This is a genomic window from Sphingopyxis sp. (assembly GCF_035250425.1).
In the GTDB taxonomy this organism is placed as follows: Bacteria; Pseudomonadota; Alphaproteobacteria; order Sphingomonadales; family Sphingomonadaceae; genus Sphingopyxis.
This window is the reverse complement of record NZ_DATFFD010000299.1, coordinates 1-26,187: the sequence shown is the minus strand read 5'-3', so window position 1 is coordinate 26,187 and position 26,187 is coordinate 1. Positions and strand designations below refer to the sequence as shown.

Annotated in this window: 24 protein-coding genes, 1 tRNA gene and 1 pseudogene; 14 read left to right on the top strand and 12 right to left on the bottom strand. The window is 62.7% G+C overall.

Annotated features, from left to right (window positions below):
* Positions 1-6: 6 nt before the first annotated feature.
* The 5 genes from iolB to VJ811_RS18095 form a co-directional block, all read right to left on the bottom strand.
* Entirely contained in the window at positions 7-798 is a 792-nt protein-coding gene (gene iolB / locus VJ811_RS18115; RefSeq protein ID WP_324074962.1) for a 5-deoxy-glucuronate isomerase, read from the bottom strand.
* Positions 798-1,691 carry a myo-inosose-2 dehydratase gene (gene iolE / locus VJ811_RS18110; RefSeq protein ID WP_324074960.1) on the bottom strand — a complete coding sequence of 298 codons (894 nt, stop codon included), beginning with the start codon at positions 1,689-1,691 and terminating at the stop codon, positions 798-800. Before iolE ends, iolB begins: the two co-directional genes overlap by 1 nt.
* A complete protein-coding gene (iolD, locus tag VJ811_RS18105; RefSeq protein WP_324074957.1) occupies positions 1,688-3,523 on the bottom strand; it encodes a 3D-(3,5/4)-trihydroxycyclohexane-1,2-dione acylhydrolase (decyclizing) in 1,836 nt (611 codons plus the stop codon). Before iolD ends, iolE begins: the two co-directional genes overlap by 4 nt.
* Positions 3,520-5,460: a bifunctional 5-dehydro-2-deoxygluconokinase/5-dehydro-2-deoxyphosphogluconate aldolase gene (locus VJ811_RS18100; RefSeq protein ID WP_324074955.1), complete on the bottom strand. Its 1,941-nt coding sequence runs from the start codon at positions 5,458-5,460 to the stop codon at positions 3,520-3,522. Before VJ811_RS18100 ends, iolD begins: the two co-directional genes overlap by 4 nt.
* Before the next feature lie 95 nt (positions 5,461-5,555).
* The gene (locus VJ811_RS18095) at positions 5,556-6,428 is read right to left on the bottom strand and encodes a MurR/RpiR family transcriptional regulator (protein ID WP_324074953.1); all 873 of its coding nucleotides are present in this window, start codon (positions 6,426-6,428) and stop codon (positions 5,556-5,558) included.
* A 145-nt stretch (positions 6,429-6,573) separates the two neighbouring features.
* On the opposite strand from VJ811_RS18095, the gene iolG reads away from it, so the two are divergent.
* A complete protein-coding gene (gene iolG / locus VJ811_RS18090; RefSeq protein ID WP_324074951.1) occupies positions 6,574-7,557 on the top strand; it encodes an inositol 2-dehydrogenase in 984 nt (327 codons plus the stop codon).
* A gap of 217 nt (positions 7,558-7,774) precedes the next feature.
* Here the strand turns inward: iolG and VJ811_RS18085 are convergent, their stop codons facing one another.
* Positions 7,775-10,369, bottom strand: coding sequence for a TonB-dependent receptor (locus VJ811_RS18085; RefSeq protein WP_324074949.1), 2,595 nt, complete (start codon positions 10,367-10,369; stop codon positions 7,775-7,777).
* A gap of 682 nt (positions 10,370-11,051) precedes the next feature.
* On the opposite strand from VJ811_RS18085, the gene VJ811_RS18080 reads away from it, so the two are divergent.
* The 3 genes from VJ811_RS18080 (at position 11,052) to VJ811_RS18070 (ending at position 13,667) form a co-directional block, all read left to right on the top strand.
* On the top strand, positions 11,052-12,410 hold the full coding sequence (locus VJ811_RS18080) for a site-specific integrase (RefSeq protein WP_324074948.1): 1,359 nt from the start codon (positions 11,052-11,054) through the stop codon (positions 12,408-12,410).
* Positions 12,411-12,486: 76 nt separating this feature from the next.
* On the top strand, positions 12,487-12,783 hold the full coding sequence (locus tag VJ811_RS18075) for a helix-turn-helix domain-containing protein (RefSeq protein ID WP_324074946.1): 297 nt from the start codon (positions 12,487-12,489) through the stop codon (positions 12,781-12,783).
* Positions 12,784-13,049: 266 nt separating this feature from the next.
* On the top strand, positions 13,050-13,667 hold the full coding sequence (locus VJ811_RS18070) for a hypothetical protein (RefSeq protein WP_324074943.1): 618 nt from the start codon (positions 13,050-13,052) through the stop codon (positions 13,665-13,667).
* A gap of 5 nt (positions 13,668-13,672) precedes the next feature.
* On the opposite strand, the gene VJ811_RS18065 is transcribed toward VJ811_RS18070, so the two are convergent.
* The 4 genes from VJ811_RS18065 to VJ811_RS18050 are packed head-to-tail and all read right to left on the bottom strand — an operon-like array spanning position 13,673 to position 16,243.
* Complete coding sequence (locus VJ811_RS18065) at positions 13,673-14,059, bottom strand: DUF6527 family protein (protein ID WP_324074941.1); 387 nt, start codon at positions 14,057-14,059, stop codon at positions 13,673-13,675.
* Positions 14,059-15,441 carry a ThiF family adenylyltransferase gene (locus VJ811_RS18060; protein WP_324074939.1) on the bottom strand — a complete coding sequence of 461 codons (1,383 nt, stop codon included), beginning with the start codon at positions 15,439-15,441 and terminating at the stop codon, positions 14,059-14,061. Before VJ811_RS18060 ends, VJ811_RS18065 begins: the two co-directional genes overlap by 1 nt.
* Positions 15,442-15,452: 11 nt before the next feature.
* Entirely contained in the window at positions 15,453-15,836 is a 384-nt protein-coding gene (locus tag VJ811_RS18055; RefSeq protein WP_324074937.1) for an E2/UBC family protein, read from the bottom strand.
* A gap of 5 nt (positions 15,837-15,841) precedes the next feature.
* Positions 15,842-16,243 (bottom strand): multiubiquitin domain-containing protein, encoded by a 402-nt coding sequence (locus VJ811_RS18050; protein WP_324074935.1) that lies wholly within the window; start codon positions 16,241-16,243, stop codon positions 15,842-15,844.
* A gap of 152 nt (positions 16,244-16,395) precedes the next feature.
* Between VJ811_RS18050 and VJ811_RS18045 the strand changes: the two genes are divergently transcribed.
* From VJ811_RS18045 to VJ811_RS18005, 9 genes are all read left to right on the top strand, one after another.
* Positions 16,396-16,758, top strand: a complete 363-nt coding sequence (locus VJ811_RS18045) for a helix-turn-helix transcriptional regulator (RefSeq protein WP_324074932.1) — start codon at positions 16,396-16,398, stop codon at positions 16,756-16,758.
* A complete protein-coding gene (locus VJ811_RS18040) occupies positions 16,758-17,678 on the top strand; it encodes a hypothetical protein (RefSeq protein ID WP_324074930.1) in 921 nt (306 codons plus the stop codon). The genes VJ811_RS18045 and VJ811_RS18040 overlap by 1 nt, the downstream gene beginning before the upstream one ends.
* Complete coding sequence (locus VJ811_RS18035) at positions 17,678-18,022, top strand: hypothetical protein (protein WP_324074928.1); 345 nt, start codon at positions 17,678-17,680, stop codon at positions 18,020-18,022. The genes VJ811_RS18040 and VJ811_RS18035 overlap by 1 nt, the downstream gene beginning before the upstream one ends.
* Before the next feature lie 124 nt (positions 18,023-18,146).
* Positions 18,147-18,605, top strand: coding sequence for a hypothetical protein (locus VJ811_RS18030; protein WP_324074926.1), 459 nt, complete (start codon positions 18,147-18,149; stop codon positions 18,603-18,605).
* Entirely contained in the window at positions 18,544-19,785 is a 1,242-nt protein-coding gene (locus VJ811_RS18025; protein WP_324074924.1) for a hypothetical protein, read from the top strand. The genes VJ811_RS18030 and VJ811_RS18025 overlap by 62 nt, the downstream gene beginning before the upstream one ends.
* Complete coding sequence (gene dcd, locus VJ811_RS18020) at positions 19,778-20,410, top strand: dCTP deaminase (protein WP_324074922.1); 633 nt, start codon at positions 19,778-19,780, stop codon at positions 20,408-20,410. The genes VJ811_RS18025 and dcd overlap by 8 nt, the downstream gene beginning before the upstream one ends.
* Positions 20,411-20,611: 201 nt before the next feature.
* A complete protein-coding gene (locus VJ811_RS18015; protein WP_324074920.1) occupies positions 20,612-21,151 on the top strand; it encodes a hypothetical protein in 540 nt (179 codons plus the stop codon).
* Positions 21,148-23,067 (top strand): hypothetical protein, encoded by a 1,920-nt coding sequence (locus VJ811_RS18010; protein ID WP_324074916.1) that lies wholly within the window; start codon positions 21,148-21,150, stop codon positions 23,065-23,067. The genes VJ811_RS18015 and VJ811_RS18010 overlap by 4 nt, the downstream gene beginning before the upstream one ends.
* An 18-nt stretch (positions 23,068-23,085) precedes the next feature.
* Positions 23,086-24,282 (top strand): hypothetical protein, encoded by a 1,197-nt coding sequence (locus VJ811_RS18005; RefSeq protein ID WP_324074914.1) that lies wholly within the window; start codon positions 23,086-23,088, stop codon positions 24,280-24,282.
* A 424-nt stretch (positions 24,283-24,706) separates the two neighbouring features.
* On the opposite strand, the gene VJ811_RS18000 is transcribed toward VJ811_RS18005, so the two are convergent.
* Positions 24,707-24,783: transfer RNA gene (locus VJ811_RS18000), tRNA-Arg, on the bottom strand.
* Between the two features lie 130 nt (positions 24,784-24,913).
* Between VJ811_RS18000 and VJ811_RS17995 the strand changes: the two genes are divergently transcribed.
* Positions 24,914-25,948 carry a YeiH family protein gene (locus VJ811_RS17995; protein WP_414711976.1) on the top strand — a complete coding sequence of 345 codons (1,035 nt, stop codon included), beginning with the start codon at positions 24,914-24,916 and terminating at the stop codon, positions 25,946-25,948.
* A gap of 31 nt (positions 25,949-25,979) precedes the next feature.
* Here the strand turns inward: VJ811_RS17995 and VJ811_RS17990 are convergent.
* A pseudogene (locus VJ811_RS17990) lies at positions 25,980-26,187 on the bottom strand (thioredoxin); the annotation flags it as partial.

Below are 26,187 nucleotides of genomic sequence, written 5' to 3'. Positions count from 1 at the left end.
GTGTCCTTACTGGCGCACGATCCAGTCGTGCGCGGGGTCGTTACGGAATACCCAATTGCGCCGGGGGCCTGCCATTACGTTCAGATAATAAAGGTCATATCCATGCGGCGCGCCGACGGGATGATAGCCGCGCGGCACCATCACGACGTCGCCGTCCTCGACCGCCATCGTCTCGTCGATATCGCGCTCGTCGGTATAGACGCGCTGGAAAGCGAAACCCTGCGGCGGCGACAGGCGATGATAGTAAGTTTCCTCGAGGAAGGTTTCGTCGGGATAGGCATCGCGATCATGCTTGTGCGGCGGATAGCTCGACCAGTGTCCGCCCGGCGTGATCACCTCGACGACGAGCAGGCTTTCGGCTTCATCGATGTCGGACAGGATATTGCGGACGTGCCGCGTGTTCGTGCCCTGCCCGCGCACCTCGACCGCGTCCGAGCGGATCAGCCGCACCTCGCCCGCGCCGGTTCCCGGTGCGGTGCAGATCGCAATTTCGGCGTCCGACAATGCCTCGATCGTATAGCGATGGCCGGCCGGCACATAGACCGACGTCGCCGCGCCGTCGAACACGGTCTTGCGTCCGCCGATCCCCTCGAACCGCTCGCCGCCCGCATCGACCGACGCCGTGCCGGTCAGGATCACGAGACAGGCCTCACGCCCGTCCTCGACATCATTATAGCGCTCACCGGCGGCGAGGCGGATCACGCGGAAGCCGACATATTTCCAGCCCGCGCTCTCGGGTGTGATGTCAAGAACGGTGCCGTCGTCGGCCGGCGTGTGCGAACGGACGCGCAACGACATCAGACCAGCGCCTCGGCGCGCGCCAGCCGCTTCAGCGTTTCGAGCCCGAGCTGGCTATATTCGCGGGGGTTTGCAATCGCCGGATCCTGCTCCGCCTCGACCACGATCCAGCCCGAATAGCCCATATCGGCAAGCGCGCGCATGAACGGAGCATAATCATAATCGCCATCGCCCGGCGCGGTGAACATGCCGCCGACGACGCCGTTCAGAAAGCTCGTCCCGTTCGCGCGGAATGCGTCATATTTCGCAGTGCGGACATCCTTGCAATGGACGTGGGCGACCCGCTCGGGGCGCGCCTTGATGATGTCGACCGGCTCGATCCCGCCGAACAATGCGTGCCCCGTATCGAGCACCAGCCCGACATGATCGCCGGTCGCGTCGAAGAAGCGTTCGAGTTCGTCCTTCGTCTCGACGACCGTGCCGAGATGATGGTGATAGGCGAAGCGCAGCCCGCGATCGTTCACGAAGCGCGCCACATTGTTCAGCCGTTCGCCAAACTGCTTCCAGTCGGCGGCGGGCAGTATCGGGTGGGTGTCGAGCCGGCCGCCATAACGGTCGCAATGGACCGCGTTCGACGTTTCGGCGAGGATGAAGACGCTCGAGTCCATATATTCGAGCAACGCGAGATGCGGCGCGAGCGCCGCGATCTCTGCGTCGGCGTCGCGGACGAGCAGGTTCGACGAATACCAGCCGCCGACGATGTCGAGTCCATAATTCGCCATGACCGGCGCCAGCACTTCGGGATCGCGCGGAAATTTATTGCCCAACTCGACGCCGTCGAAACCGATGCCGCGCACGTCGGCGAGCAGTTCGTCGAGCGTCGTGTCGCCGCCCAGCTCGTGCATATCGTCGTTGCACCAGGCGATCGGGCTCACGCCCCAGCGGATCGTCATTTTCTCTCTCCGTGGATTCGGGTTTCATAGTCGCGCCGCGCGGCCCGCACCTCGGCGCGGGTCGACACTTCGGGAACCGCGACGTCCCACCAGTGGCCGCCCGCCGCGGTCGTGATCGCGGGATCGGTCTCGATGACGATCACATAGGTGCCGGCCGATTGCTTCGCGCGGACGAGTGCCGCATCGAGTTCGGCGATGCCGTTCACCTTCTCCGCCGTTGCCCCCAGGCTGCGCGCATGGGCGGCGAAATCGATGGCGGGCAATATATCGTGCGCGGTATCGGCGAGCAGATTGTTGAACGGCCGCCCCCCCGTCCCCTGCTGGAGCCGGTTGATGCAGCCATAGCCGCGGTTGTCGAGCAGGATGACGGTGATCTTGCGGCCAAGCATCACCGAGGTTGCAAGCTCCGAGTTGAGCATCAGATAGCTGCCGTCGCCGACCATCACATAGACGTCGCGCGCCGGGTCGGCCATCTTGACGCCGAGCCCGCCAGCCACTTCATACCCCATGCACGAGAAGCCATATTCGACATGATAGCCCCCGGGGCGATGGCAGCGCCAAAGCTTGTGGAGTTCGCCGGGCAGCCCGCCCGCGGCGCAGACGACAGTGGCATCCTCGTCCGCCTGTCGCCACACTGCGCCGATCACCTGCGCATCGGACGGGAGCGCGTTGCCGGGCGCGGTCGCGGCGGCCCATGCGCTGTTCCATTCGGCAACCGCGTCGCGGTTCGCGTCGCGCCACGACGCATCGACATGCCAACCGGCAAGAGCCGCGGCCAAGGCTTCGAGCGTCTCGCGTGCATCGCCGACGACCGCCTCGGCTCCCTGCTTGATGGCATCGGGTGCCGCGACATTGATTTGCACCAGGCGCTTGCCGGCGAACAGCGTGCGCGAACCGGTGGTGAAGTCCTGCAGCCGGGTGCCGACGCCGATGATCAAGTCGGCGGCTTCGGCGGCAGCGTTTGCCGCGCTCGTCCCCGTGACCCCGATGCTGCCGAGAGCCTGCGGATGATCCCACGCCAGCGCCCCCTTCCCCGCCTGCGTCTCGGCGACCGGAATGCCGGTTTGCGCGGCGAGAGCCGCCAGCACCGCCTCGGCTTCGGAATAGAGCAGCCCGCCCCCCGCGACGATCAGCGGCGCCTTCGCGGCGCGGACCGCCTCGACGAGCCTCGCCAGTTCGGCGCGGTCGGGACGCGGGCGGCGCCGGCGCCACACGCGCGGCGCGAAGAAGCTTTCGGGATAGTCACAGGCCTCCGCCTGGACGTCCTGACAGAGCGCGAGCGTGACCGGCCCGCAGAGCGCAGGGTCGGTGAGCACCGCCATCGCGCGCGGCAGCGCGTCGAGGATCTGCCCGGGCCGCGTGATGCGGTCGAAATGGCGCGATACGGGGCGAAAACAGTCGTTGGCGCTGACCGTCGCGTCGGCGAAATCCTCGATCTGTTGCAGCACCGGATCGGGCCGGCGGCTCGCATAGACATCGCCGGGCAGGAACAGCACCGGCAGCCGGTTGACGTGCGCAAGCGCCGCCGCGGTCACCATATTGGTCGCGCCGGGGCCGATCGACGTCGTGCATGCCATCGCGCGCTGGCGGCGGCTCGCCTTGGCGAAGGCGATCGCGGCATGCGCCATGCCTTGCTCGTTATGGCCGCGGAAAGTCGGGAGAACGTCCTCCAGCCCGGCCAGCGCTTCGCCCATACCGGCGACATTGCCATGGCCGAAGATCGCCCATATCCCTGCGAAATAGGGCATCTCGACGCCGTCCAGCTCGACCCGCTGCACCGCGAGCCAGCGCGACAGCGCCTGCGCCATCGTCAATCTGATATGTCCGCTCATGCCGCCACCCTAGCACGGCGCGCCTCGCGCCAGCCATCGGCGAGGATCCGGAGATTTTCGCCGAGCGCCGCGATCGCCGCTTCGTCGTCGATCGCACCGGTCAGCCATCGCTGCGCAACATCGTGAAAGATCGTGCGGCCGACGGCGAACCCCTTGACCAGCGGAAAGGGCGCCGCCGCGACGATACCCGCGAGCACCTCGTCCTGCGGCGCCGACAGGCCGAGCAGGACAATGCCGCGGCAGAGCGGGTCGTGACGCAGGATCGCCGCCTCGCTCGCCGCCCAGGCAGCGGCGTCGGTGGTGGGTTCGAGCTTCCACCAGTCGGGATAGATGCCGAGCGAATAGACATGATCGATCACCGACGCGATCGTCCCGCTGTTCACCGGACCGTGCTTCGAGGCGATGATTTCGAGCAGGAATTCGTGCCGGGTTCGGCGGCACGCGTCGAACAGCCGCAATATCTGACGATCCTGCCGCGCGCGCAGGTCCGCATCGTCGTCGGGGTGATAGAAGACGAGGCATTTGACGACATGGTTGGTCGGCCAGTCGCGCAGGGTCATGCCGACATCGGGCGTCCCTTCGAACTGGAGCGGGCGCGACCCGGGCACTTCGATCGGCCGGCCGATCCAATAGGGGTGATCGGCCGCCGCCTCGAGCGCGCGCGCGCCGAAACGGCCGTCGAGCAGCACGCCATAGCAGGGATCGCCTTCGCCCAGCCGGTGCAGCGCCTCGAGCGCCAAATTCTTGAAATGGTGGATGCGCGCTTCGTCGCCTTCGCCCAGTTCGGCGAGCAGATCGTCGAACTGGCTGCGATGATCGATCGCGAGCACGGTCAGTTCCGCGCGGTTCCCCTTACGGTTGGTCGACCAGTGCAGCTGTTCGAGCTCGGCGCATTCGCGCAGGCGGTGCGGCCATTGACCGGCCAGAAAATGCTGCAACTCGTCCCACGACGCCATCGCCGGCGCGCATCCATGCCGCGAAACGACCAGCGCGCCGCACGCATTGGCGATTTCGCAGCATTTTTCGAGCGGCATGTTCTTCAGCCACCCGCGCAGGAACCCCGCCATGAAGGCATCGCCCGCGCCGAGCACGTTGAACACCTCAATCGGGAAGCCGCGGCCGACGACACCGGCGTCGAGCGCGCCCGGAATATCGTCCGGGAAAGCCACGCAACCGTCGGCACCGCGCTTGCAAACGAGGAGCGCGGTACTTTTCGCGCGGACCGCGCGAAGCGCCGCCAGCGTGTCGGTCGACCCGCCGAGAATGTGGATTTCTTCCTCGGTGCCGACGATCAGGTCGCAAAGCGGCAGGATGCGCTGGAGCGCCTCGGTGACGCCCGGATCGGCGACGAAACGATCCGCGCCATTGTCCTTTCCGGCGAGACCCCAGAGTACGGGGCGATAGTCGATGTCGAAAATGACGCGGCCGCCGCCCTGTTTCATCAGCGTCGCGGCCTTGAGGCTGGCCTCGAACACCCCCGGCTGCGACAGATGGGTGCCGTTGACGAGCAGCGCACGCGCCGAAGCGATGAATCCGGGATCGATGTCGTCGGCGCAAAGCGCCATGTCGGCGCAATTTTCGCGATAGAAGATCAGCGGAAATGTGTCAGGGTCGCGGATGCCGAGGATGGCGAGCGCGGTTAGCCGGTCGGGGTCGGTGCTGACGCCATCGGTGACGACACCCTCGCGCCCGAGCTCCTCGACGATGAACCGACCGAAATGATCGGCACCAACGCGAGTGATCAGGCCGGTCCGAAGGCCGAGGCGCGCCGCGCCGATCGCGGTGTTCGTCGGGCTGCCGCCGATATATTTGGCGAAGCTCGCCATATCCTCGAGCCGTCCGCCGATCTGTTCGCCGTACAGGTCGATCCCGGCGCGCCCCAGCGTGACGACGTCCAGCGCGCCCTCCCCGCCCAATTTATCCCCCTGTTGCGCCATCACTTTCCAGACCATCCTTCCTTGGTCTGAAACACATATTCCAGTTCTAGAATGTTTGCAACATATGTTTCATACGCGCCGCAAAATGGAACGCCTCAGGTTCCGACATGATCCCGCGCCTTTCCGTCGGTGCGCGTCGCCTCAAAGGCGAAGTTGATCACCAGCGCCTGCGCCAGGCACATCGACGCCGAAAGCGACCGGAATTTCCTGACTTCGGCCTCGCGAATCTGAAGAACATGCTCGGCGGGCTTGGCAACCGGACTCACCAGACTGTCGCTGATCGCGAGAACGCGACCGCCGTTCGCCTTCGCGGAATTTACCACCGCGATCGTCTCTTCGGAATAAGGACGAAAGCTGATCGCGATCAGCAGATCGTCGGGGCCGATCGTATGGACCTGTTGCAACCCGAGGCCGCCGACGCCGTCGATAAAGACCGTGCGCTTGCCGGCCTGGAGCAAGGAATAGGCGATATAGGACGCCACGGGAAAGGATCGGCGAAAGCCCGCGACATGAACGGTGTCCGCAGCCATCAACAGATCGACCGCCGCGCGCATGTCGGCGGCGCTGACCGTCTGCAACAGATTCTGAATCGCCAGGCTGTTGCCTTCGACGAACTCGGCCAGGAGATTCTCGGGCTCCGCCTCGCGCGCGTTCGTAGCCTGATCGAGCTGGCGGACGCGCTCCGAATAGCCGAGCGCGGCATTGTTGCTGAGCAGCCCGTCGCGGAACAGCCGCTGCATCTGGCTGGCGCCCTCGAATCCGAAACTCTTGGCGAAGCGAACGATCGCCGACGGCTGAACACCGCAGCGATCGGCGATGACGGCCAATGTTTCGAGCGCGATATCGTTGGGTTCGTCGAGAATGTAACGCGCGATCTGCTTGAGCCGCTTGCTCAGCGTTTCGTATCGGCTCACGATCTCGGCGCGCAATTCTTCCGCCGAAACGGGGGCGGTCGGGACGTCGGTCAACTTCATTCTCCCCCATCATCCATAAAAACGGAATATCTGTTCAAAACTTGTAACGCAACTGTCGCCCTCTGCCATTTTCCACGCTATAGAATGAATGTTTCACCCATAAAAGACATGGAATGATATTTCAACTGGAGAGGATTGAATGCACGATATCGCACTGATAGGCGCCGGCAGGATCGGCAAAATCCACGCGGCGAATATCGCCGCCAACCCGCGCCTGCGCCTCGCGCGGGTAGTCGATCCCTTTCCCGAAGCGGCGGCTGCGGTCGCCGCGCAATATGGCGCGCAGGTCTCGACGATCGAGGACGCGCTGGCCGATCCCGCCATCGCGGGTGTCGTCGTCGCGAGTTCGACCGATACCCACCTTCCCTATAGCCTCGCCGCCGCCGAAGCGGGCAAGGCGATCTTCTGCGAAAAACCGCTCGACCAGAACCTCGCCGCCGCGCGCCAATCGGCCGCGCGGTTCGAGGCGCTGAACGCGCGGCTGTTCCTCGCATTCAACCGTCGCTTCGACCCGAACTTCGCGGCGCTGCAGGCGCGGCTTGCCGGCGGCGCGGTCGGCGCGCTCGAAACATTGCATATCATCAGCCACGATCCCGCGCCGCCGCCGGTCGATTATGTCAAGGTGTCGGGCGGCATCTTCAAGGATATGGTGATCCATGATTTCGACATGGCGCGCTGGCTGCTCGGTGAGGAAGTGGCCGAGGTGTTTGCCAGCGCCTCGGTGCTTGTAGACCCCGCGATCGGCGAGGCGGGCGACGCCGACACCGCGAAGACGATCCTGCGCACCGCATCGGGCCGTCTCTGCATGATCTCGTCGAGCCGCCGCAGCGGCTATGGCTATGACCAGCGGATCGAGGCGTTCGGATCGAAGGGGATGATCCGTGCGCAGAACCAGCTCGAGACGACGGTCGAGACCTGGGGCGAGGATGGTGCCGCCGCCGACCGCTTCCAGAATTTCTTCCTCGACCGCTACGCGGTCGCCTATGCCCGCGAGGCCGAGCATTTCGCGGACATCCTCGATGGCGCACGGCCGCTGATCGGCTATCTTGACGGCGTCGCGGCATTGACGCTGGCCGAAGCCGCGGCGCAATCGGCGCGGACGGGCGAGCGCGTGACGCTGTAATCGGGTGGCGAGCAGCGCGCGCCCGCTGCTCGCCATTGGTTTGGCAAACCATGACGGCAATATGGCGCGCGCGCGCCGCCCCGGCGCGGGGATCGGCACTGGGGACAATGGCTTAATACCGTCCGCAAGGCCGCCCCCCTTTGATTAGCGATGGGACTACATGGAAAAGGGGGCGCTTTCGCGACCCCCCTCCATTTCGCGAAACATGGTAGCCCGTTCAATATGTCAGGGTCAGCCCGACGCGCATCGAACGGCCATATTTTTCCGCTTCCCGGAAACGCGACGGTCTGGCGAAATAATAATAGTCGACCGCATCGGTCAGGTTGGTACCCTCGACAAAAATTTCGAGGAACTTCGCGGGGCGGTAGCCGATGCGAGCATCCACCGTGGTGATCGCGCCGAAATAGCCATCCGACTCGCCCGAGGGATCGCTGACGTCGATGCCTTCGCTGGTGTCGAGATAGGCCGAGCGGTAGGAGAGCGCCACGCGGGCGGAAATGCCGTACTTCTCGTAATAGAGCTGGGCACTGGCGATCGTGTCGGCCTGCCCGACCACCGGCGTCTTGATCGTCCGTCCCGGAACCTCGAGATCACTGCTGCTGAGCGTCAGATTGGCATTGATGCCGAACCCGTCGAGCGGCGAGGGCAGAAAGGTCAGCGGCTTCTGCACCGCGAACTCGATGCCCTTGATGGTCGCCTTGTCGCCATTGATAAAGGTGCTGACGTCGGCATCGACCAGCGGCACGCCGGCGAAGGTTCCGCTTTGGACGCTGGTCGTCCCGAAGATCGGATCGGAGATCCGTTTGTAGAAAACCGCGACCGACATCCCGCCTTCCCTGGGGAAGTAATATTCAAGTCCGGCATCAAGATTGAACGACTTCTGCGGCTTGAGGTTCGGATTGCCCAGCGCGACCTCATTGTCCCCCGCATTGACGAAAATCGTCGGAGCAAGCTGGACGAAGGGCGGACGACCGATCGCGGTTGTCACCGCGGCGCGGGCCTGAAGATTCCGGCTGATCTCATATTTGAGATTCAGGCCCGGGAACCAGTCGGTATAGGCATAATGCCCGAAGGTGTCGTAGCTGCTGTCGAGGGTTGTGCTGCCGGTAAAGGCGATCGCCGCCGTATCGCCCTCGGTCCGCTCGACACGGATGCCCGGAATGATGGTCAGCTCGTCGACCTTGATGTTGGCCATCACATAGGCGGCGGCGACTTTTTCCTCGACCCGGTAGTCTTCCGATGTCGACTGGGCGATCTCGTCCGACTCGGGCCGGAACAGGCTCGTGTCGCCGGCATTGGCAAAGACATAATCCTGGATTGTATCGAAATCGATCAACCCGCCGAAACCGTAACGCCCGTCAAAGATCGTGGGCACGCTGTCGCTGCTGTCGCTGGCAGCCGTGCGGCTGGCGGCGGCGCCTCTGGCCCGCAGCGTGCGGCCGGTCTGGTCGGCGAAGCGGTCGCGGTCGAGATATTTGCCGCCCAGCTTGATGAAGCTGTCGGCCCCCAGGGCGTCGACCGGAATCCGAAGATCGACACGCAACTGGTCCATTTTCTCCTGCGCCCGGCGTGACACCTGCTTGTAGCTGCGCAGCCGGTAATTGGCGAGGTCGAGCGCGGCGGCGTTCGGCGTGAAGCTATCGAGCAGCCCATCGCCGGACTCGAAGCTGGTGCCGACCCCGGATGCGCGATATTCCACCTCGTCGCGGATCGGATCCTTCTTGTTCGAGGTCGATCGGGTTCCCTCGACCGTCAGTTCCGCCCGGCCGATGTCGAACTTGCCGCCCAGCGAGAAGGTAGTGGTATCGGTCACTTCCTGGCGGCGGCGCAGCAGCCGGCGCGCGTCGGTCGAATCGGTGGTCCCGCCATTCTGATCCAGCGACGAATAATCGCCCGCGTCCTCCGGGAGGAACAGGCGGAAGCGCTGACGCTCTTCCCTGTCGGAAAATTCCGAATAGAGGAACCGGGCATAGAGGTTGACCGTGTCCGAGGGCCGCCAATCGAAGTTCGCGACCGCGCCCTTGCGGATGCGATAGGCGGGATCGTAGACACGCTGGTCCAGTTCCTCGGGCAGATCGAAGCCGTCTACCTCCTGCCGCGCGCCCGCAAGGACGTCTTCGGAATAGGACGGCCGCTTCGAATAATTGGCGGCGACGACCAGGCCGAACTGCTGGTCCGCGCCGAAGGTTCCGCCGATCGAGACATCGCCCTCACGCGAATTGCGCCCCGTATCCTCGAAGAAGCCGACGACGCCGCGCGCGCTGCCGAAGAGGCGGTTCTTCTTGTCGAAGGCGGACACCGTGTTGATATCGACCTGCCCGGCGATGGCGTTGGCGTCGAGGTCGGGGGTCAGCGTCTTGTGGACGGTGACCGAGCCGATCAGGCCCGAGGGAATGTCGTCGAGCTTGACGTTGCGGTTCTCCGGCTCGGGCGCGGAGGCGGTCTGATTGTTGATCGTGACATTGGCGAGGTTCGGCTCGATCCCGCGGATGATCAGATAGCGCCCCTCGCCTTTGTCGGTGGCGACCGAGACGCCGCTGAGCCGCCGCACCGCCTCGGCCACATTCTGGTCGGGCAGCTTGCCCACATCGTTCGCCGAGACGACTTCGCTGGTGGTGTCCGACTTGCGCTTCTTGTCGAGCGAGGCGGCATCCGAAGCGCGTTGTCCCGTCACGACAATGGCATCGTCGCTTCCTTCCGCCTCAGCCGAGACGGTCTGGGCGGATGCCGGCAAGGCGATCGCGCCGGCAAGCGCGACAAGGCTCACCTGCATCGATCCCATGGCGACCCGGCGCCAGGCAACTATGTTCATAATTTCCTCCCCATTTCCCGAACGGCGCGACTCTCTGTCGCTTTTCTGTTGCGGCATAATGGCACAATTATTCCATATTGCAAACAAAATAGAATATATCTTGCACGATTGCGCCAAGGGCACACGAAAGCCGGACGGGCGCGGCCCGCTCCGATCGATCCGGCAACAGGGTCAGACGGGTAGCGTCCAGCACGCCCGGGCTTCGAGGCCGCCGGGCGCGCATGGGCGCGGCATGGACGGCCGCCGCTGGACGCGGCATGGACGGCCGCCGCGCGGAGCGATTCGAGGTTCTCGCCTCCGAACGGATCCAAGTTCGCGAGAATATCCGCATGCTCGAAGCGAGGGAGTGATTTTCTTCATTCGGCGTCTGAGGCGTTCCTCGACGTCATTCGCTCGCCGGCGCCCCCGCTCCGCCACGCAGGACGGACGGGCGCATCCTGGCGTCCAACAAGAATGGCGCACCCGAAGGGATTCGAACCCCTGGCCTCTGCCTTCGGAGCGGGTACCAACAGGCTACGCTATTCAACGCCAGAGCCTGTTTTCCTACCCTAAGCTACTAATATCGCATCGGAAAGATGAAAATCGCTGCCGCCGATGCTAACCTAGGCCCGCCGAGAATACACCCCCTGTTGCTTACGCGGTGCTTTCGCGGAAGCAGTACGGTTCGAAGAGGTTGCAGCCTATGGGCAGGATCACAAAACGCCTTGTAGAGGCGGCTATCGCCGAGGTGAAGGATTATATCATCTGGGACGACGAATTGCCGGGTTTCGGCATCCGGATATTCGCGTCTGGCAAGCGCAGCTACATCATCCAGTATCGCACCCAAGGGCGATCGCGGCGTCTGACGATCGGCATGCACGGTATCTGGACCCCCGAAATGGCGCGCCGCGAGGCGCGCATTCAACTGGGTCGCGTGGCTCAAGGCGAAGATCCGCAGGAAGAGCGACAGATCGACAGGCAAGCGATAACGGTCAAAGAGCTTTGCACCTTGTATCTGACCGACCTCAACGCCGGCCTGATCCTCGGCAAAGGCGGGAGACCGAAGAAGCAATCGACCATCGACACCGATACGGGTCGCATCCAGCGCCACATCGTGCCGCTGCTTGGACCGCGGCGGGTCAGGGATCTGGACAAGGCCCACATCAACAAGGCGATGAAGGACATCATGGCCGGCAAGACGGCGGTCAGCGTCAGGACAGCGAAGCTGCGAGGCAAGGCGATTGTGAGAGGCGGCGCGGGAACCGCCGCCAGAACCATTGGCTTGCTGGGGGGTATCCTGACCTATGCCGTCGAGTTCGGCATCATCGAAACCAATCCGGCGTTCGGTATCCGTAAACCGAAAGACAATGTTCGCGACCGCCGGTTATCGGAGGCGGAGTATCGCTTGATCGGCACCAAACTTCGCGACGCGGAGGCCGATGGGCAATACGCGATAGCTGCACAGATTATGAGACTGCTGGCGCTCACCGGCTGCCGACGTAGCGAACTGACCAAGCTTCGGTGGAGCGAAGTCGACATCGAAAGCAGCTGCCTTCGCCTGGAAGACAGTAAGGAAGGAAAATCGGTCCGGCCCGTCGGCTTGCATGTCATCGAATGCCTGCAAAAACAGGGGATGTCAGAGGCTCGAACTTATGTGTTCCCCGGCACAGGCAGCGACAACGCCTTCGGCGCTCTTCCCGATCACTGGACGAAGATACTCGGCGGATGCGGTCTGGACGACATCACACCGCATGTGCTGCGACATAGTTTCGCGAGCATCGCAAATGATCTTGGCTTCACCGAAACGACGGTTGCAGCGCTGCTCGGTCATGCCAAGGGGTCGGTAACCGGCCGCTATATCCATACAATGGACGCCGCGCTCATCGCAGCCGCCGACACGGTTGCCGGATATATCCAGGGCCTTCTTGACGGAGCCCATTACAAGCTGACCGCCTACGCCCTCGATCATGCTTCCCGTAAACAGGCCCTTGCGAGCTTTCTGGCGGCCGCTGTTGCAGAGGAGCCCGCCGCCGACGCGAGCGGAGAATCTCTCGCCGCTTGAGAGGGCAAGGTCACGTCCCTAGCCAGAACCGTTCCTTTGATCGGGCCAATTATGGCCCGGTTACAAGGAGTAAGACATGACCAAGGACGCCAAAACGTCGATAACCGATACGGCAATCATGCCTCGCTACGTGACTACACCGAATGCAGCGATACACCTGGGCCTATCGCCTCGAACCCTCGAGAAGCATCGATGCTACGGTACGGGTCCAACATATCGAAAGCTGGGCGGCCGGGTGGTCTATGCGATCGACGATCTTGAGGCTTGGGCCGAGCTTGGAACGCGGCGATCAACCTCAGATCCGGGTTTGGGTGAAGTGAGACCTGCCAAACACGGCTCGCCTCATGCCCCCGTCAAAGTGACGAAGAATTAACTAAGCAATATATGAGCCGGCATTGGTATATTCGGTGCCGGCTTTGGACCGGCGGCTACTTCTAGATGACGGCGACCCATCGGCTCTTGAGATCAAGCCGAGAAAAGCGGGCGTTTGCTAATGTCGCCATGGTCATCCATATCAAATCCGTCGTCGACAAAGTAGTTCATGGATACAAACGTACAAACGTCTGTCTTTTCGTTGACCATGGTTTTGCGGCGAAGTGTGAAGAGGTCCAGCGGGAGGAATCTAAATAGGGGGCGACAATGTTCGGACAGAAATCCGTGCGAGAGAAGGCTGGAGCGAGATACCGCCGGTTGTTCGAACGGGCGATCAAAGACTTCGACGGGCGGATGCGGGCCATCGTAGCGTCGCAACGCGCAAAAGGTGTCCTCAAGTCCGGCGCCACGATCAAGGCAGCGGTGAGGGCAACTTCGGAAGCAACGTATGAGGCGATCCAATCTGCACTCGCCGGCATCGGGTCGGTTACCAGTCACGCAGGCGGGGAGCGCGTGGCGATGATGGCCGAACTTCGCGAAGCGTTGGCAGAACACCATGCGGCCATCGAGGCGAGGGCCGGCGATGCCCTTGGCCGCGTCGGCTTGGGCAGCGACGTCCGCCACGCCGCGCGATTGTTCGCCGAGGAACGCGGGCGTCATGAAGAACTGATCGATGATTTTGTCGAAGGCTGGGCCGCGCCGACCGCCAAACCATGGACCGAGCGACATCCTGTCCTCTTTCTCCTGGTTACCATCCTCGCTAGCATAGCCCTCGGATGGGTGGCGAAGTCGCTCATCGGCGAACAGTGGCAAGAGGAGAAGCTACCCTCCCCTCCGGCCAAGCAGGCGCCGGCCGCGCCACCAGGTTCGCAGCCGGCAAAATAGTGCCGTCAAGAGTCCGAAAGTTCGTCCGCCGCGAACGCATCGTGGCGGCACCATATGATCTCGCCATCGGTCAGGAAGAAATGGCTTTGACAGCCGCTCGTGCGCCAGATCGAAGGCCGCAAGGTGGCCGGACCATCCAGCGATTTGAGCGTCCAGATCGGCCGGCGCGATCCGACGAAGCGCAGGTTGAGACTGTCGCCGCAGCCGCAGGGACAACGCATGACGGCGAAGGACGCTTTACCACCGTTCGCCGTGACATAGAGCCTGTTGCCCCGCGGATGCTGCGGCCGCTCCTCGACAACCGTGACCATCACGAGCCCGCGGTCGCCGCGGATTCTCCCGATGAGACGCGCAAGCCAGGCCCGGCGGCGCGCGATGAATGCCTTCAGCATCAGGCCGCCTTCGACAGACGCGGCAGCAGAAGCGGCGGCAAGGCGTTGCCCCGGCCGACATACGCCGCGAGCGATGCATCCGCGTCCCCTTCGGCGCGGTTAACCGTCCGGCCGTGGGTGAAGAGTATCTTCTGGACGGCGAAATTCGCGTTGAGCCGCGTCCGGAAGGGATGCAGGCGGGCAAGCAGCTCGTTCACGGCGGCCGACGCGACCGCAGCGTTGATGCTGATGACCGCAGGCCGGTCGACGTCGACGCCCTTGATATAGCCGCGACGTACCTGGTCGGCGTAGAAGACCGGATCGGTGCGATAGAGATATTCGGCGCGGAGGTTGTCAGCGTTGTAAACGCCGCGCGACCGGAGGCTGGACCGGCCGGGCACGAGATAATGCACGCCCGCCGAGATGCTCGCGATGCCGCCGTCGCCATCGGCGTCGAGGCGCACGCCCATGTCGATATAGGGCAAGGCGTAGAAGGTCGCGAGGCGGTTGAGGGTGTCGCGGCCCTCGACCGAATCCATGCAGCCGAACACCATGTCGCAGCTGCTCACGCGGGCAATAGCTTCGGCCGCTTCGATGCGGTCCTCGACCACTTCGATCACAGTCCCGAGGCCGATCGCGTCGATATGGGTCTTGATCGCGTGCGCCTTGTTGATCTTCGCCTCGGCATGCGCCCGGCGCGTCCCCCAGATACGATTCAGGTTCTTCGCCTCGACGACATCGAATTCGACGAGCACGATCCGGCCGACACCCAGCCGCGCGAGCAGTTCGACGATCGGGCTGCCCGTCCCTGAAACCCCGACGATCGCGATCGACAACTGCGAGAGAATGCGCGTCGTCCGGTCGCCGAACGCCTGGCGATGACGAAGGTCAAAATCGCGCGTGCGATCGCTGTCGAGCCCTGAGGCATCCCAGAACAGAAGGTCGTCGCCTACCACGCTGACGCGCGCAACCTCTCCAACCACGGCGCCGCTCGCCAGCCGGCGGGCAAAGACCTCGCCATCGGGAAGCATGATTGCGCTGAGGTGATCGCCCGGCACCTTGAGCCCGACGGCCGAGAAGAGATCGGCGTCGGAGATGTCATCGGTACCCGAAAAGAAGTGCGCGCCCTTCGGGTGCGAATGGAATTTGATGACCGCGAGGCCTTCGGCCTTTGCGCGAGCCAGCAATGCACGGAGCGCCCGTGTCGGCCATCTGACCGAGACAGGGCTGCGCCAGCAATCACCGTGCGGAATTTCGACGATCTCGTGCAGGGCGAAGAGCGGACGCTCAGGCGTCCCGCCCCGGCCGCAGAGCCCGACCGCGACCGCTTCCAGGCCCGACCCGTCGTGCAGGTGGGTCTTCAGCCTTGCGTGCTGCGCGTCGATCATGCGGAGAATGTCCATAGCTATTCCTTTCAGCGCTTGCGGAATTCGTGCTTCAGCCACCCGCGAACACGGCGGATATGGGTGGCGAGGCTGTCGACTTCGGGATTCCAGCCATAGTGCCGCGACCACTGCTGATAGGTCAGCCCCTCGAGCTGGAATTCCGAGAGATTGTTGATCTGCAGCCCGTCGCTGCGGCTCAGCGGCGGATAGAAATAGGCCATGTCGATGCCGCCCGACGGATAGTTGTCGACGCGGATCGCGACCCTTGCCAGCACGACATTATAGCCCGCGGGGATCGGAAAATCGTGGATGATGATCCACAACGCCCCGGCCAGATTGGCCGCTTCCCAGCGACACCCGAGCGCGTCGAGCGCCCGGGTGTCGCTGGGGCCGAGTTCGAAATCCCGGCGCATTGTCCTCAGCCCTCCGTCTCGTCGAGCGGGAAGGATTCGAACACCTCGATGCCCGGCTCGCCGAGGTCAACCTTCTGGTCGAGTTCGAGCGAGACATAGTGGCCGCCGTGCATGCGCTTCTCGAGTTCATACTTCTCAGGCGGCGTCTTGCCGGCGAGTTCGAGCAGCTCACGCGCCGTGATGAAGCGCTTCTCGATCACATAGTGGTTGTGGTCGATCTTGACGCGGTAGCGGCGCGCGGGCGGCGGGCAGCGGTTTTCGCGGCCGCATTCCTCGATGTCGACGATGTCGACCTCGATGATGTCGCGGCCGTTCTCGTGGCGGACTTCGACTTCGACTTCGACGTCGACGCCGACCTTGTCGTGGATGATCACCACATCTTCTTCGTTCTTACCAGGGCGTTCCATGGTCGTTCCTTCGATTCGCGGGCCGAAATGAACCCGACGCCTGCTAAGTATGCTTAGCGCCGCTAAGTGTCAAGTGCACTAAGTAGTGCTTGCTAAACTTAGCAAATCTGCTATCAGAACCGAACTGCTGGAGGGCTAGAATTGGGTGACCTATGACCAAAACGAATGAGGAGACTGACAGGGGTGCGACATTTGGAAAAATTCTCAATGACATACGAAAGTCGCGAGGATTCACGCTAAGGGATGTGGAGAGAATTACGGACGGGCAAATCTCGAACGGCTATCTGAGCCAGCTCGAAAAAGGCGGCATCGAGAAGCCCTCCGCGATGAAGCTTCATCGTCTCGCGAGCGCCTACGCTGTCGACTATAACACGCTGATGGAGCACGCCGGCTTCGTCACGGAATCGGCGACGCCGATCAATCGGGTCGCAACTTCGATCCTCGGTGAGCTTTCACACGAGGAAGAAGAACAGTTGCTTCAATATCTGAGCTTTTTACGGAGCCAGAAGAAGTAGTGCTGGCGGACGACTCCTCCCTTCCCGAAGACGAAAGAGAGGAGGTCGCCCGCCAAGCGCGGCTTGCCCTTCTGAACGCGGATGCGTTCGGCATTTATCCGACCCCGGTCGACCAGATCATGGACGCCGCGAAGATCGAGGTGGTGCCGATCGCGATCGACGAACGGCGGCTTGCCTGGCTTCGCCAGCGGGCGGAACGGGCAAGCCAGGCGCTCCTTTCCGCGCTGTCGAAACTATGGGGTGTCTTCGATCCGCACGCGCGCATTGCCTATATCGACCCCGAGACGCCGGCGGAGAAGCTGCCTTTTCTCAAGCTTCATGAGAGCGGGCATGCCCTGCTTCCCTGGCAAAGCGTGTTCGGCCATTTCGAGGATTGCCGCAAAACCCTCTCGCCCGAGATCAAGGATGAGTTCGAGCGCCAAGCGAATGTCTTTGCGTCAGACGCGCTCTTCCAGATCGACGGTCTCGCACGCGACGCACGTGACCTTCCATTCGGGATCAACGCCATCCTCGCGCTCGCAAAGCGCTATGGGGCATCCATCTATGCGACCGCCCGGCGCTACGCGGCGACCCACGAGCGCGCGTGTGCGGCCGTCATTCTCGATCCCTTCGAAATTCACGCAGACCTTGGCGTGATCGCCCGCATTCGCAGGGTCGCCGTCTCCCCCGCCTTTGCGAAGCGCTTCGGCAACTATGCCTGGCCTGAATGGATCGCGGCGAAAGAAGGGCTGGGACGCCTCATCCCGACGAAGCGAATGACACTGCAGCGCTCGTTCGCAATGGCCGACGCAAACGGGGTGCGCCATGAATTTCTAGGCGAAGGCTTTCGTACGTCGCGCCACTTCATCATGCTGATCAGTTGTACCGATGCCATCGCGCCGCAAATCATCGTTCCCGATCGCCAGTTGCTGCTGATCTGATGTCGGTCCAGATCACAGCCTATATCGCGAAAGAGGAAGCCGAGCAGTTCCATCTTTATGCCGCATCGCTCGGCATCGACAAAAGCTCCCTCGCCAATCTGCTCATCAAGCGCGAACTCCTGCTCGATCGGCTCGGCGACCTCGGCAAGTATCGCCACGATGTACCGCGTGCCCAATGCATGAAGATTACGGCACACGTCGCAGACCAGTCCACCAAGACGGCGTTCGAAGCTGCAGCACAGCGTCACAAATTGCGCCCCGGCATCGCTGCGAGCATCTTGTTTCGGGCCGAGCTCTCCGAAATCTGGCTAAAGCAATCGCTTAGCCACCTTGACTCGGATTGAGTCTAAAGATTTGACTCAAATCGAGTCAAACTATAGCATCCGTTAATTCGTACTGTAGTAGCGGTTCGACCAAGTACAGTGCGGCGACCGACAATGTTTCGAGTCGCCGCAAGGGGGATAGCTCATGGGAGTGCTTGCTCAGTCACCTTCGAAATATGCGCTCACCGATCTGACGCTGCGCTCGATGATCGAGCTTGAGAGGGCGAATGCCGGTCTCGATTATGAGACCGACGTTCTTGCCCATCTGTCGACCGCACTGCTGGAGAGCTCGGGCGAAAACACCGGCACCGCGGCTTTCACCTTTGTCGAGCCCAGCCTCTACGAGCCCTATGAGCGCATCGTGCGCGAGTGCGGTCCGGCGGGTCAGCCGAAGGTTCAGCGGATCCAGGCATATATCAAGAGCATGAGCGACGACCTGTCCCTCGTCGTGGGAGGCGATGCCGCCCCGGTGGGCAAGCTCATCCCCGCGTGCACGAGGCTCCACCGCGAACTGGTACAGGAGATCAACTCGGAGGTCGCCTTTGACGTCAACGATTGGCCGTCCGTCTACGAAAACGCTTCGACTCGCGTCCGCGCGTCGTAGGGTTCGGGCCTTTCTCGACCAGATCGCTGAGCTCGAGAATGCAGACTTTCCTCACCCCGACGGCAAGGAGGCGCTCGCGCTCCTGAAACGGGAATTCGAACTTCGGCAGCGTTCGCTCGGCCGGATCCCAGACACTGTTTCCGACGCCACGGTCGACGAAGTCTGTGCCGACACCAGCATATTTCTTGAGCGCTATACCGACATTCTCGGTTTCATCCTGCGCTCGACGAACGTGCGCAACGCCTTCGAGGTCCATTTTCCGCTCAAGCGCCTCATCCAGCGCGTGATCGGAGAAGAGGCGAAGCTCATCATGTCGTCCGAATGGAACTTCGTTCCGTTCACATGGCCGATGAATCTCGATGTCCTCGGCGACTTCGTCCTCGTCGGCGGACCCGCGCCGGAATCGGGGAATGTGCTGATCATCCCGCTCGCCGGCCATGAGATAGGCCATTCGGCGTGGCGCCAGGCGGACATAGCGCTCAAGATTACCCCGCGGCTCATCGCCGCGATCGCGCAGGCCATCGCGAACCGTCCCGACGACAGGGACCGCCTCACGTCGCAGCTGGCTCGCGACGGGCATGATCTGTCCTGGCTCGAACATCAATGCTTTGCTTCCGCGGCAAAGCAGCTCGAAGAGATCTTCTGCGACATGTTCGCCCTCTACGTCTTCGGCCCCTCCTTTGCGTTCGCCTACGAATATTTCCTGGCGCCCGGGAAAAGCAACCGGAGCGTTACCTATCCCTCGAGCCTCAACCGCGTGCGATATCTGCTCGACGGCGTTCGCGAGCTGAAGTTTGCGGTCGATGACGATCTCTTTGCCAACTGGCAGGACTCGTCGCTGCGGGTGGGGATTGCTGGCGACATTCTTCTTTTTGCCGATGACGCGGTCGAGGCGATGTTCCCCATGGTGCGCGATCTGGCGTTCGACATTCTCAAGCGATCCTCTGTTCCCATGTGCCGCGATGCGGCCGTCGACCGTGTCCGTGGGGCGCTTACGATTGGCATCCCCGACGGCGACGGGGCGACTCTCGCAGAAATCGTGACGGCCGGTTGGTTGCACCTTCGCGGCAAGGGCGGCCTGTCCACGGAAACCGACCAGCCCGAACTTGGCATGCTGAACGAGCTGATGCTGAAGTCGGTCGAAGTATCGGAATATAGATTGAGGTTGGGCCATGCTTAGCGCCGAACAGATCATCGACGCGCTCGATGCAGATACCGACGATCGGCTGACCGTCGTTCCGGGTCCCGATCCGGATGCCCTTCGAGCACGCGGCGCGACCTCGATCGATCTCCGCCTCGGGCGGTGGTTCCGCTCATTCCGTCAGACGAGCACCAAGTCGGTGTCGCTGGTCGCCCTTCCGATCCAGGAGCGAAGCGGCGCCGCGCAAGAGTCGCCAACCAAGCAGCATTTCGTGCCATTCGGTTCAAGCTATGTCCTGCATCCGGGCCGCTTCGTCCTCGGCGTCACGCTGGAATGGCTTCACCTGCCGCGAACGCTGTCGGGTTATGTCACAGGAAAATCCTCGCTCGGCCGTCACGGTCTCGTCATCGAGACGGCCGCCGGGCTGCACCCGATGTTTTCGGGATGCCTCACGCTCGAACTCGCCAATGTGGGCGAAGTGCCGCTGGAGATTTACCCGGGCATGAGCGTCTGCCAGATCTTCCTGCACCGGACGATCGCATGCGAGGCGGACAATTTCGGAGAGTTTTCCGGGCGGAGGAAGCCCGTGCTGAAAGCGCCGGGCATCGACCCGGTGTTCGACAAGCTGAAGGATCTGCCGGCCATCACGCCCCATCAGAAATGATGTCGGAGTTCCGGATCAAAACGGTCACGATTTCCAGCACCTCAATGCCTGACCTGCTTCGCGGCACCGCGGAACATGATAGAGCGGGATATGGACGACGCAGACACGACATCACCCGAGCCCGACCCGCGCTTTCGCTGCTTCGAGCGCCCCGATGAGGCGGCAGCGGTCGAGAAGTCGGTCGCCAAGCTGCTCGGAAAATTGCAGATGCAGTCGCAAGCCATGTTCGTGGATGAAGGGAATATCCTTCGAATGAACCATGGCGCCGGCTGGATCCATTCGGCTCGCGAAGAAGATCCGGACACGACGATGCACCAGATTTCGGCCGAGTGGGTGATCCCCTTCAAGGATCTCGCTGACAACGACCTTGGCCTCATCGCCCGCTCCATCCTTCCGATAAGCGAGGGTATGCAGCGGCAGTTCGCCGAGAATATGTATGGCGTTGTCGGCGCAGCTGCGGAGAAGGTCGGAAATGTCGTCGACGCGCGCGCCGCCGGATCCTTTCCCCAGTCGATGCTGGAAATGATGAAGAAGATCGAGCTGGGTGTCGACCGCGACGGCAATGTCAGCATGCCGCAGACGCATGTCAGCGCCGAAACATTCGAACGCATGAAGTCGGAGTTCGAAAATGTGTCGCCCGAACTTGAAGCTGAATTCGAGAGGGTCAAGGCGGAGAAGGTTCAAGCAGCGCTCCACAAGGAGGCTGAACGCAAGGCCAGATTCAAGACGGCCAAGCCGTGAGCAGCAGGGCGCTCCTCGCAATCGGCTGCGACCGTTACGATCATCTGGCGCCGCTGCTTGGCGCCGAGGCCGACGCCTCCGGGATATTCGATCTGCTGATCGCGCCGCAGGTTGGCGACTATGACGTCGGCAACTCGCAGCTCCTTCGGTCTCCGACCCTCGGCGAAGTCCGCGAGGCACTGACCTCGACCCTGTTCACGGGCGAGACGCTGGACACCCTCACGGTGGTCTTTGCTGGTCATGGCGCCGTCGGCAGCGGCAGCTTCTACATGGCCATGCGCGACAGCCGGGCAGATGCCCTGTCCGCCACCGCGCTATCGCTTGCCGATCTTTTCCGCATGATCTCCGAGGCCGCACCGCGGCAAACCTATATCGTTATCGACGCCTGTCAGTCGGGTGGCCTGATCTCCGACCTCAACGTCATCCTGAAATCCGAAGTCATGGGCGAGTTCGGGACGCCGGGAGTGAGCTTGCTCGCCACATCGGCATCCGACCAGTCGGCGATCGAGATTGACGGCAGGGGGGTCGGAACCACGGCCCTGATGGAGTGCATCAGGGGCGACATGTTCCTCCAGGATACGAGCGCAACACTCGACCTCGTCGAAATCGGCCGCGCCGTCTCGCAGCGCGTCAGCGCCGCGGGGGAACAGACGCCCGTCGTCTGGGGCCTCAACCTCTATGGACCAGCCGGCTTCTGCAAGAATCCGCATGCCGGGACCGGTGACGCGCCGCTCCGCAGCGTTCAGGCCGGATGGCCCGACGCGAAGATCGGTTCATCCATCCGCGAGGGTTTGCCAAAACTGTGGGCACCCTATGTCACCATATCAAACCGGTGGGACGCTCGCGAATTCGTTGACCGGTTGGGCGCGATCCTCGAAGAGTTGAAAGGCGAACCCGAAGCGCAGGTCATTTTCGCGCAGCGAATGGCTCAGGCCTGCGCCGTGCAAGCCCAGCAATCTGCGGATCGCGGGAGGGAGATCGAGGTCCGCGCGGCATGCGCCGTCGCGCTGCTGCCCTGGTCCCGCGAAGCCGCCGTTGCAGACCATCTCTCCGCGGCTTGCTCCGGAATCGCGTCGCTGGTCGAAACGATGATCGCCGATGCGGTGGCGGCGCTCGACAACTACCGCTTCTCGCTGGTGACAGGCGGACTGAACGAGCTTTATCATCTCCCGATCCGGATATCGCAGCTTCTCGGCTGGGCAGGATTTGCGATCCACACCCGGCTCTGGAATGGAGAGGATAGTTCGGCTGCCGCAGCCCGCTTCACGTCGCTGCTGTCACGCATTTTCGAGACCTATTCCCTTTCTCTGGTGGCAATGAGCGACGCCCAATCGCCAGCCGTCATGAGCACTATTTCAGCCATGTCGCGGATCGGCCTGCGCGATCAGGGCGAACAGCTCCTCGGCCATCTCTTCTCATCTTCAATTGCCAATAAAGGCAAGGTTGCGTTGGCCCATCTCGAGCCCGATCAAATTCTCGGATATCTGATTGCCCGGGCGGCTCAGCCCGGTGGGGTTCGCGCGAAATTCATCGCTAGGCCGACGGAACTCATGCTCGCCCTCCTTCGCGCCGCACCGCATTTCGACCTCGCCGATGAGTTCGACGCCGCGCTCGAACAGGTCGATCATCTGGCCCTCAATGCCTATCTGCCAGAGAACTTCCAGGAGTTTGGCGACGCGATCATCCGGGGTGGCAAAAATGCCGTATTCCAAATTGGCCATGATGTCTGGAGCGTTGCCGACATCGAGGCCGCCTGGCCTGGTAACCCCGCCCCCGACGGTCCGGGAGTGGCAATGACCGCCCTTGCCGCCAGCCTGTTGTTTCCCGATCGGACGCCATGGTTCCTGCTGCCGCTGCGACAGACGATCGAGGGCAAGGCCAGCTTGTTCGAGGGGGCTCTTCCGGATGGATCTTAGACAGATGAAAGTTTTCCAATGACAGAAGCGGTCCCGGAGGAGGGGTCCGGCAACACCGCACTCAAGGTGGGCAATCTCGGCGAACCGATCCTGCTGACGGATGTGAACTTCGCCGGTATCTCGGCAACTGCGGCGCGAGCTGACGAGACGGTCACGGTCTGGACCCGGATGGAGATTACGTCGGACGAGGCACTCTTCCACAAGCTCATCGCCAACGTGGCTGCTGCGATCGAGAACCGCGCCCAGGCAGCTGGCGCTTACGATCGGCTAGAACGGGCTTCGACGGTCCTCCTCGTAATCAAGCCTGACAATAGCGCGGAACTCTGGATCGATCGTGCGGCGATGACGATGTCTACGACGTTGAAGCGCCCCGGGCCGATCAAGGCCGGCACGGTGCTGTTCGAGAATGATACGGTTGATATCACCGGCATCTGGTTCCCTCGCGTCGACATCGGCCCGGCGGATCGCATCCTGTGCATCATCCGCGAGGGATGGCGCTTCGGTCTGTTCTTCGATTTCGATCGGAGCGAAGGGCAAGAACTATCCATCGAGGACGCCAAGCGCTCGATCGGCCGAATGGTCCGGAAAATGCGTTACGCGGATCTGTATGCGGCGCTTGCCCACGAGCCGACCTTTGATTCGATTGTCGCCGCAGGGTGGTTCCCCTTCCTTGAGTTGATGAAAGGAGAATTTCGCAGCCTCCTCGACGCGCAGGAGGCTGGCTTCGAGCTCGACGATACCGAGCATGCTCTTATCGAGAAGTTCGACGCGGAGCGGCTCGACCGCATGTTCGATCGATGGATGGGCCGGCCGCATTTGAAATCTCGCGAAGCCATATTGCGACCTGCAATCGCAGCCTTCGGCGCGAAAGAGCCGGTCACCGTCATCAAGATTGTGCTGAGCGAGATCGAAGGGGTGATGTCGGATGCCCATTACGAGGCGAACGGCATCCGGACGCACAAGATCCCGAAACTACTGGAGTTCATGATGACACTCGCCGAGCAACGAGCCGGCGGGAGTGACACCCTCTTCTTCCCGGTCGAGTTCGGGCAATATCTGAAGAATTATACCTACGCCGGCTTCAGTCCGGGCGACATTGGGAGAGCGGGTTCCCGGCACGCCGTCAGCCATGGAGCTGTAGCGAGCGACCTCTACACGATGCCTCGCGCGCTACACGCGCTGCTCACCTTGGACCAACTGGCGTTCTACACGTAGGTTCGAGCAGGATCCGCACTTGTCTTAGCTTTGACCAAATCGGCTCTTCTTGATCGCTCCGGACATCCCTCCACCAAACCACGGCTGTTTCCATCGATTTAGCGTAAGTACCGACGGCCCAGTTTTGGACGCAAAGCTGCCACGTCTGAGCATGCACAGTTCCCGGCGATCGGGCGATCATGATTGGTAACAGCCGATGTGTTCGGAAGCATTTCCGAAGAAGGCAGTGGCCGATCCCCAAAGGCCTTGAGAATACCTCTAAGGCATTGAAATCACGAACCAGCGCTTCCTTCGATTCGATTGACAACGGGACCAATTCAGCGCGTAGCGGGCTCCCGCAACGAGCGAGATGCTTACTTGGCAAAATCCAAGCTTCAACACCCCTATCCGGGGAACCTTCAAGTATATGAAATGTAAAGAGAAATGGCGCACCCGAAGGGATTCGAACCCCTGGCCTCTGCCTTCGGAGGGCAGCGCTCTATCCAGCTGAGCTACGGGTGCTGATAGAGCGCGGCCTCTAGCAAGCCCGCGCCTTGCCAGCAATGGCCTATCGACCGGCGCGCGGCGATGTGCGAAGCGGCGCCATGGACATCGGGGACATAGCGTGACGCCATCCGAACAAAGCTGGCCGATGGCCGCCGACCTTTATGGCGAAATGCAGCTCGAGGCGCATCCGCCGGCGCACCGCCGCTGGCGCGATTATCTGCCCGGCGTCCTCGTTACCGCCATCGCCGCGCTCGCCGCGGCGTGGCTCGCCGACCATTATGCCGCGCCGCTGGTGCTGATGGGGCTGCTGATCGGGCTCGCGATGAGCTTCCTGTCGCAGGACAAGCGCACCCACGCCGGGCTCGACCTGATGTCGCAGACCGCGCTGCGCGTCGGGATCGTGCTCGTCGGCGCGCGAATCACCGCCGAACAGCTCGTCGAACTCGGACCGTTGCCTTTCGCCTTGCTCGTTCTGATCATGCTGGCAGTCATCATCGTCACCGTGGCCAGCGCGCGGCTGTTCGCGCAGGATCGCCACGCCGCGCTGCTCGCGGGCGGCGCGACCGCGATCTGCGGCGCATCGGCGGCGCTCGCGCTTTATTCGCTGATCGGCGACAAGCGCGTCGATCAGGCGCGTTTCACGCTGACGCTCGTGGGGATCACCGTCGCGAGCGCGCTCGCGATGACGCTCTATCCGGTGCTCGCCGCCGAGCTCGGCCTCACCGATGCTCAGGCGGGCTTCCTGATCGGCGCGTCGATCCATGACGTCGCGCAGGCTATCGGCGGCGGCTTTTCCTTCTCGCAGCCGGCGGGCGAGGTCGCGACGATCGTCAAGCTGACGCGCGTCGCGCTGCTCGCGCCGATGCTGATGCTCGTCGCGCTCTGGCTCGGCCGCAGCGGCGAGGGCGACGGCGCAGGGCGGATTCCGCTGCGCCTCCCATGGTTCATTCTCGGCTTCCTTAGCATAGCGGCGCTCAATTCGCTGATCGCCATCCCCAAGCAGGCGCAGGATGCCGCTGCGACGGGCGCGCAGGCGCTGTTGCTGCTCGCCATCGTCGCGACGGCGATGAAGGCACGGCTCCATCTGTTGCTCGACCAGGGATGGCGCAGTTTCGCGCCGATCATCGTCGCCACGCTGACGAGTTTCCTGCTCTCGCTCGCCGCCGCGCTCAGCCTGTGACGCCGTGACGTCACGACAAGCTGTTGGGATGTCAGCTCTTTGGTAGCGCCCAGCTGACGGTCAATTGCGTCGCGCGGCGCGGAATGTCGAGCTTCGCCTCGCTGAAATTGACCTTTTCGTTGGGCGGCAGCATCCGCACCGGCGGCTTGATCGTCCAGCTATAGACGATCGTCCCCTGCGCATCGCGCAGCTCGGCGAGGATCGGCGGCACGCGCTGTTCGCGGTCGGTCGGGTTGATG

Coding starts and splice junctions, on each gene's coding strand:
- VJ811_RS18065 (WP_324074941.1), bottom strand. CDS start 14,059: ATGCTGAAGGCATTCATCGCGCGCCGCCGGGCCTGGCTTGCGCGTCTC.
- VJ811_RS18100 (WP_324074955.1), bottom strand. CDS start 5,460: ATGGCGCAACAGGGGGATAAATTGGGCGGGGAGGGCGCGCTGGACGTC.
- VJ811_RS18030 (WP_324074926.1), top strand. CDS start 18,147: ATGGGAGTGCTTGCTCAGTCACCTTCGAAATATGCGCTCACCGATCTG.
- VJ811_RS18085 (WP_324074949.1), bottom strand. CDS start 10,369: ATGAACATAGTTGCCTGGCGCCGGGTCGCCATGGGATCGATGCAGGTG.
- VJ811_RS18005 (WP_324074914.1), top strand. CDS start 23,086: ATGACAGAAGCGGTCCCGGAGGAGGGGTCCGGCAACACCGCACTCAAG.
- iolD (WP_324074957.1), bottom strand. CDS start 3,523: ATGAGCGGACATATCAGATTGACGATGGCGCAGGCGCTGTCGCGCTGG.
- iolE (WP_324074960.1), bottom strand. CDS start 1,691: ATGACGATCCGCTGGGGCGTGAGCCCGATCGCCTGGTGCAACGACGAT.
- iolB (WP_324074962.1), bottom strand. CDS start 798: ATGTCGTTGCGCGTCCGTTCGCACACGCCGGCCGACGACGGCACCGTT.
- VJ811_RS18055 (WP_324074937.1), bottom strand. CDS start 15,836: ATGCGCCGGGATTTCGAACTCGGCCCCAGCGACACCCGGGCGCTCGAC.
- VJ811_RS18070 (WP_324074943.1), top strand. CDS start 13,050: ATGTTCGGACAGAAATCCGTGCGAGAGAAGGCTGGAGCGAGATACCGC.
- VJ811_RS18075 (WP_324074946.1), top strand. CDS start 12,487: ATGACCAAGGACGCCAAAACGTCGATAACCGATACGGCAATCATGCCT.
- VJ811_RS18045 (WP_324074932.1), top strand. CDS start 16,396: ATGACCAAAACGAATGAGGAGACTGACAGGGGTGCGACATTTGGAAAA.
- VJ811_RS18080 (WP_324074948.1), top strand. CDS start 11,052: ATGGGCAGGATCACAAAACGCCTTGTAGAGGCGGCTATCGCCGAGGTG.
- iolG (WP_324074951.1), top strand. CDS start 6,574: ATGCACGATATCGCACTGATAGGCGCCGGCAGGATCGGCAAAATCCAC.
- VJ811_RS18050 (WP_324074935.1), bottom strand. CDS start 16,243: ATGGAACGCCCTGGTAAGAACGAAGAAGATGTGGTGATCATCCACGAC.
- VJ811_RS17995 (WP_414711976.1), top strand. CDS start 24,914: ATGGCCGCCGACCTTTATGGCGAAATGCAGCTCGAGGCGCATCCGCCG.
- VJ811_RS18035 (WP_324074928.1), top strand. CDS start 17,678: ATGTCGGTCCAGATCACAGCCTATATCGCGAAAGAGGAAGCCGAGCAG.
- dcd (WP_324074922.1), top strand. CDS start 19,778: ATGCTTAGCGCCGAACAGATCATCGACGCGCTCGATGCAGATACCGAC.
- VJ811_RS18060 (WP_324074939.1), bottom strand. CDS start 15,441: ATGGACATTCTCCGCATGATCGACGCGCAGCACGCAAGGCTGAAGACC.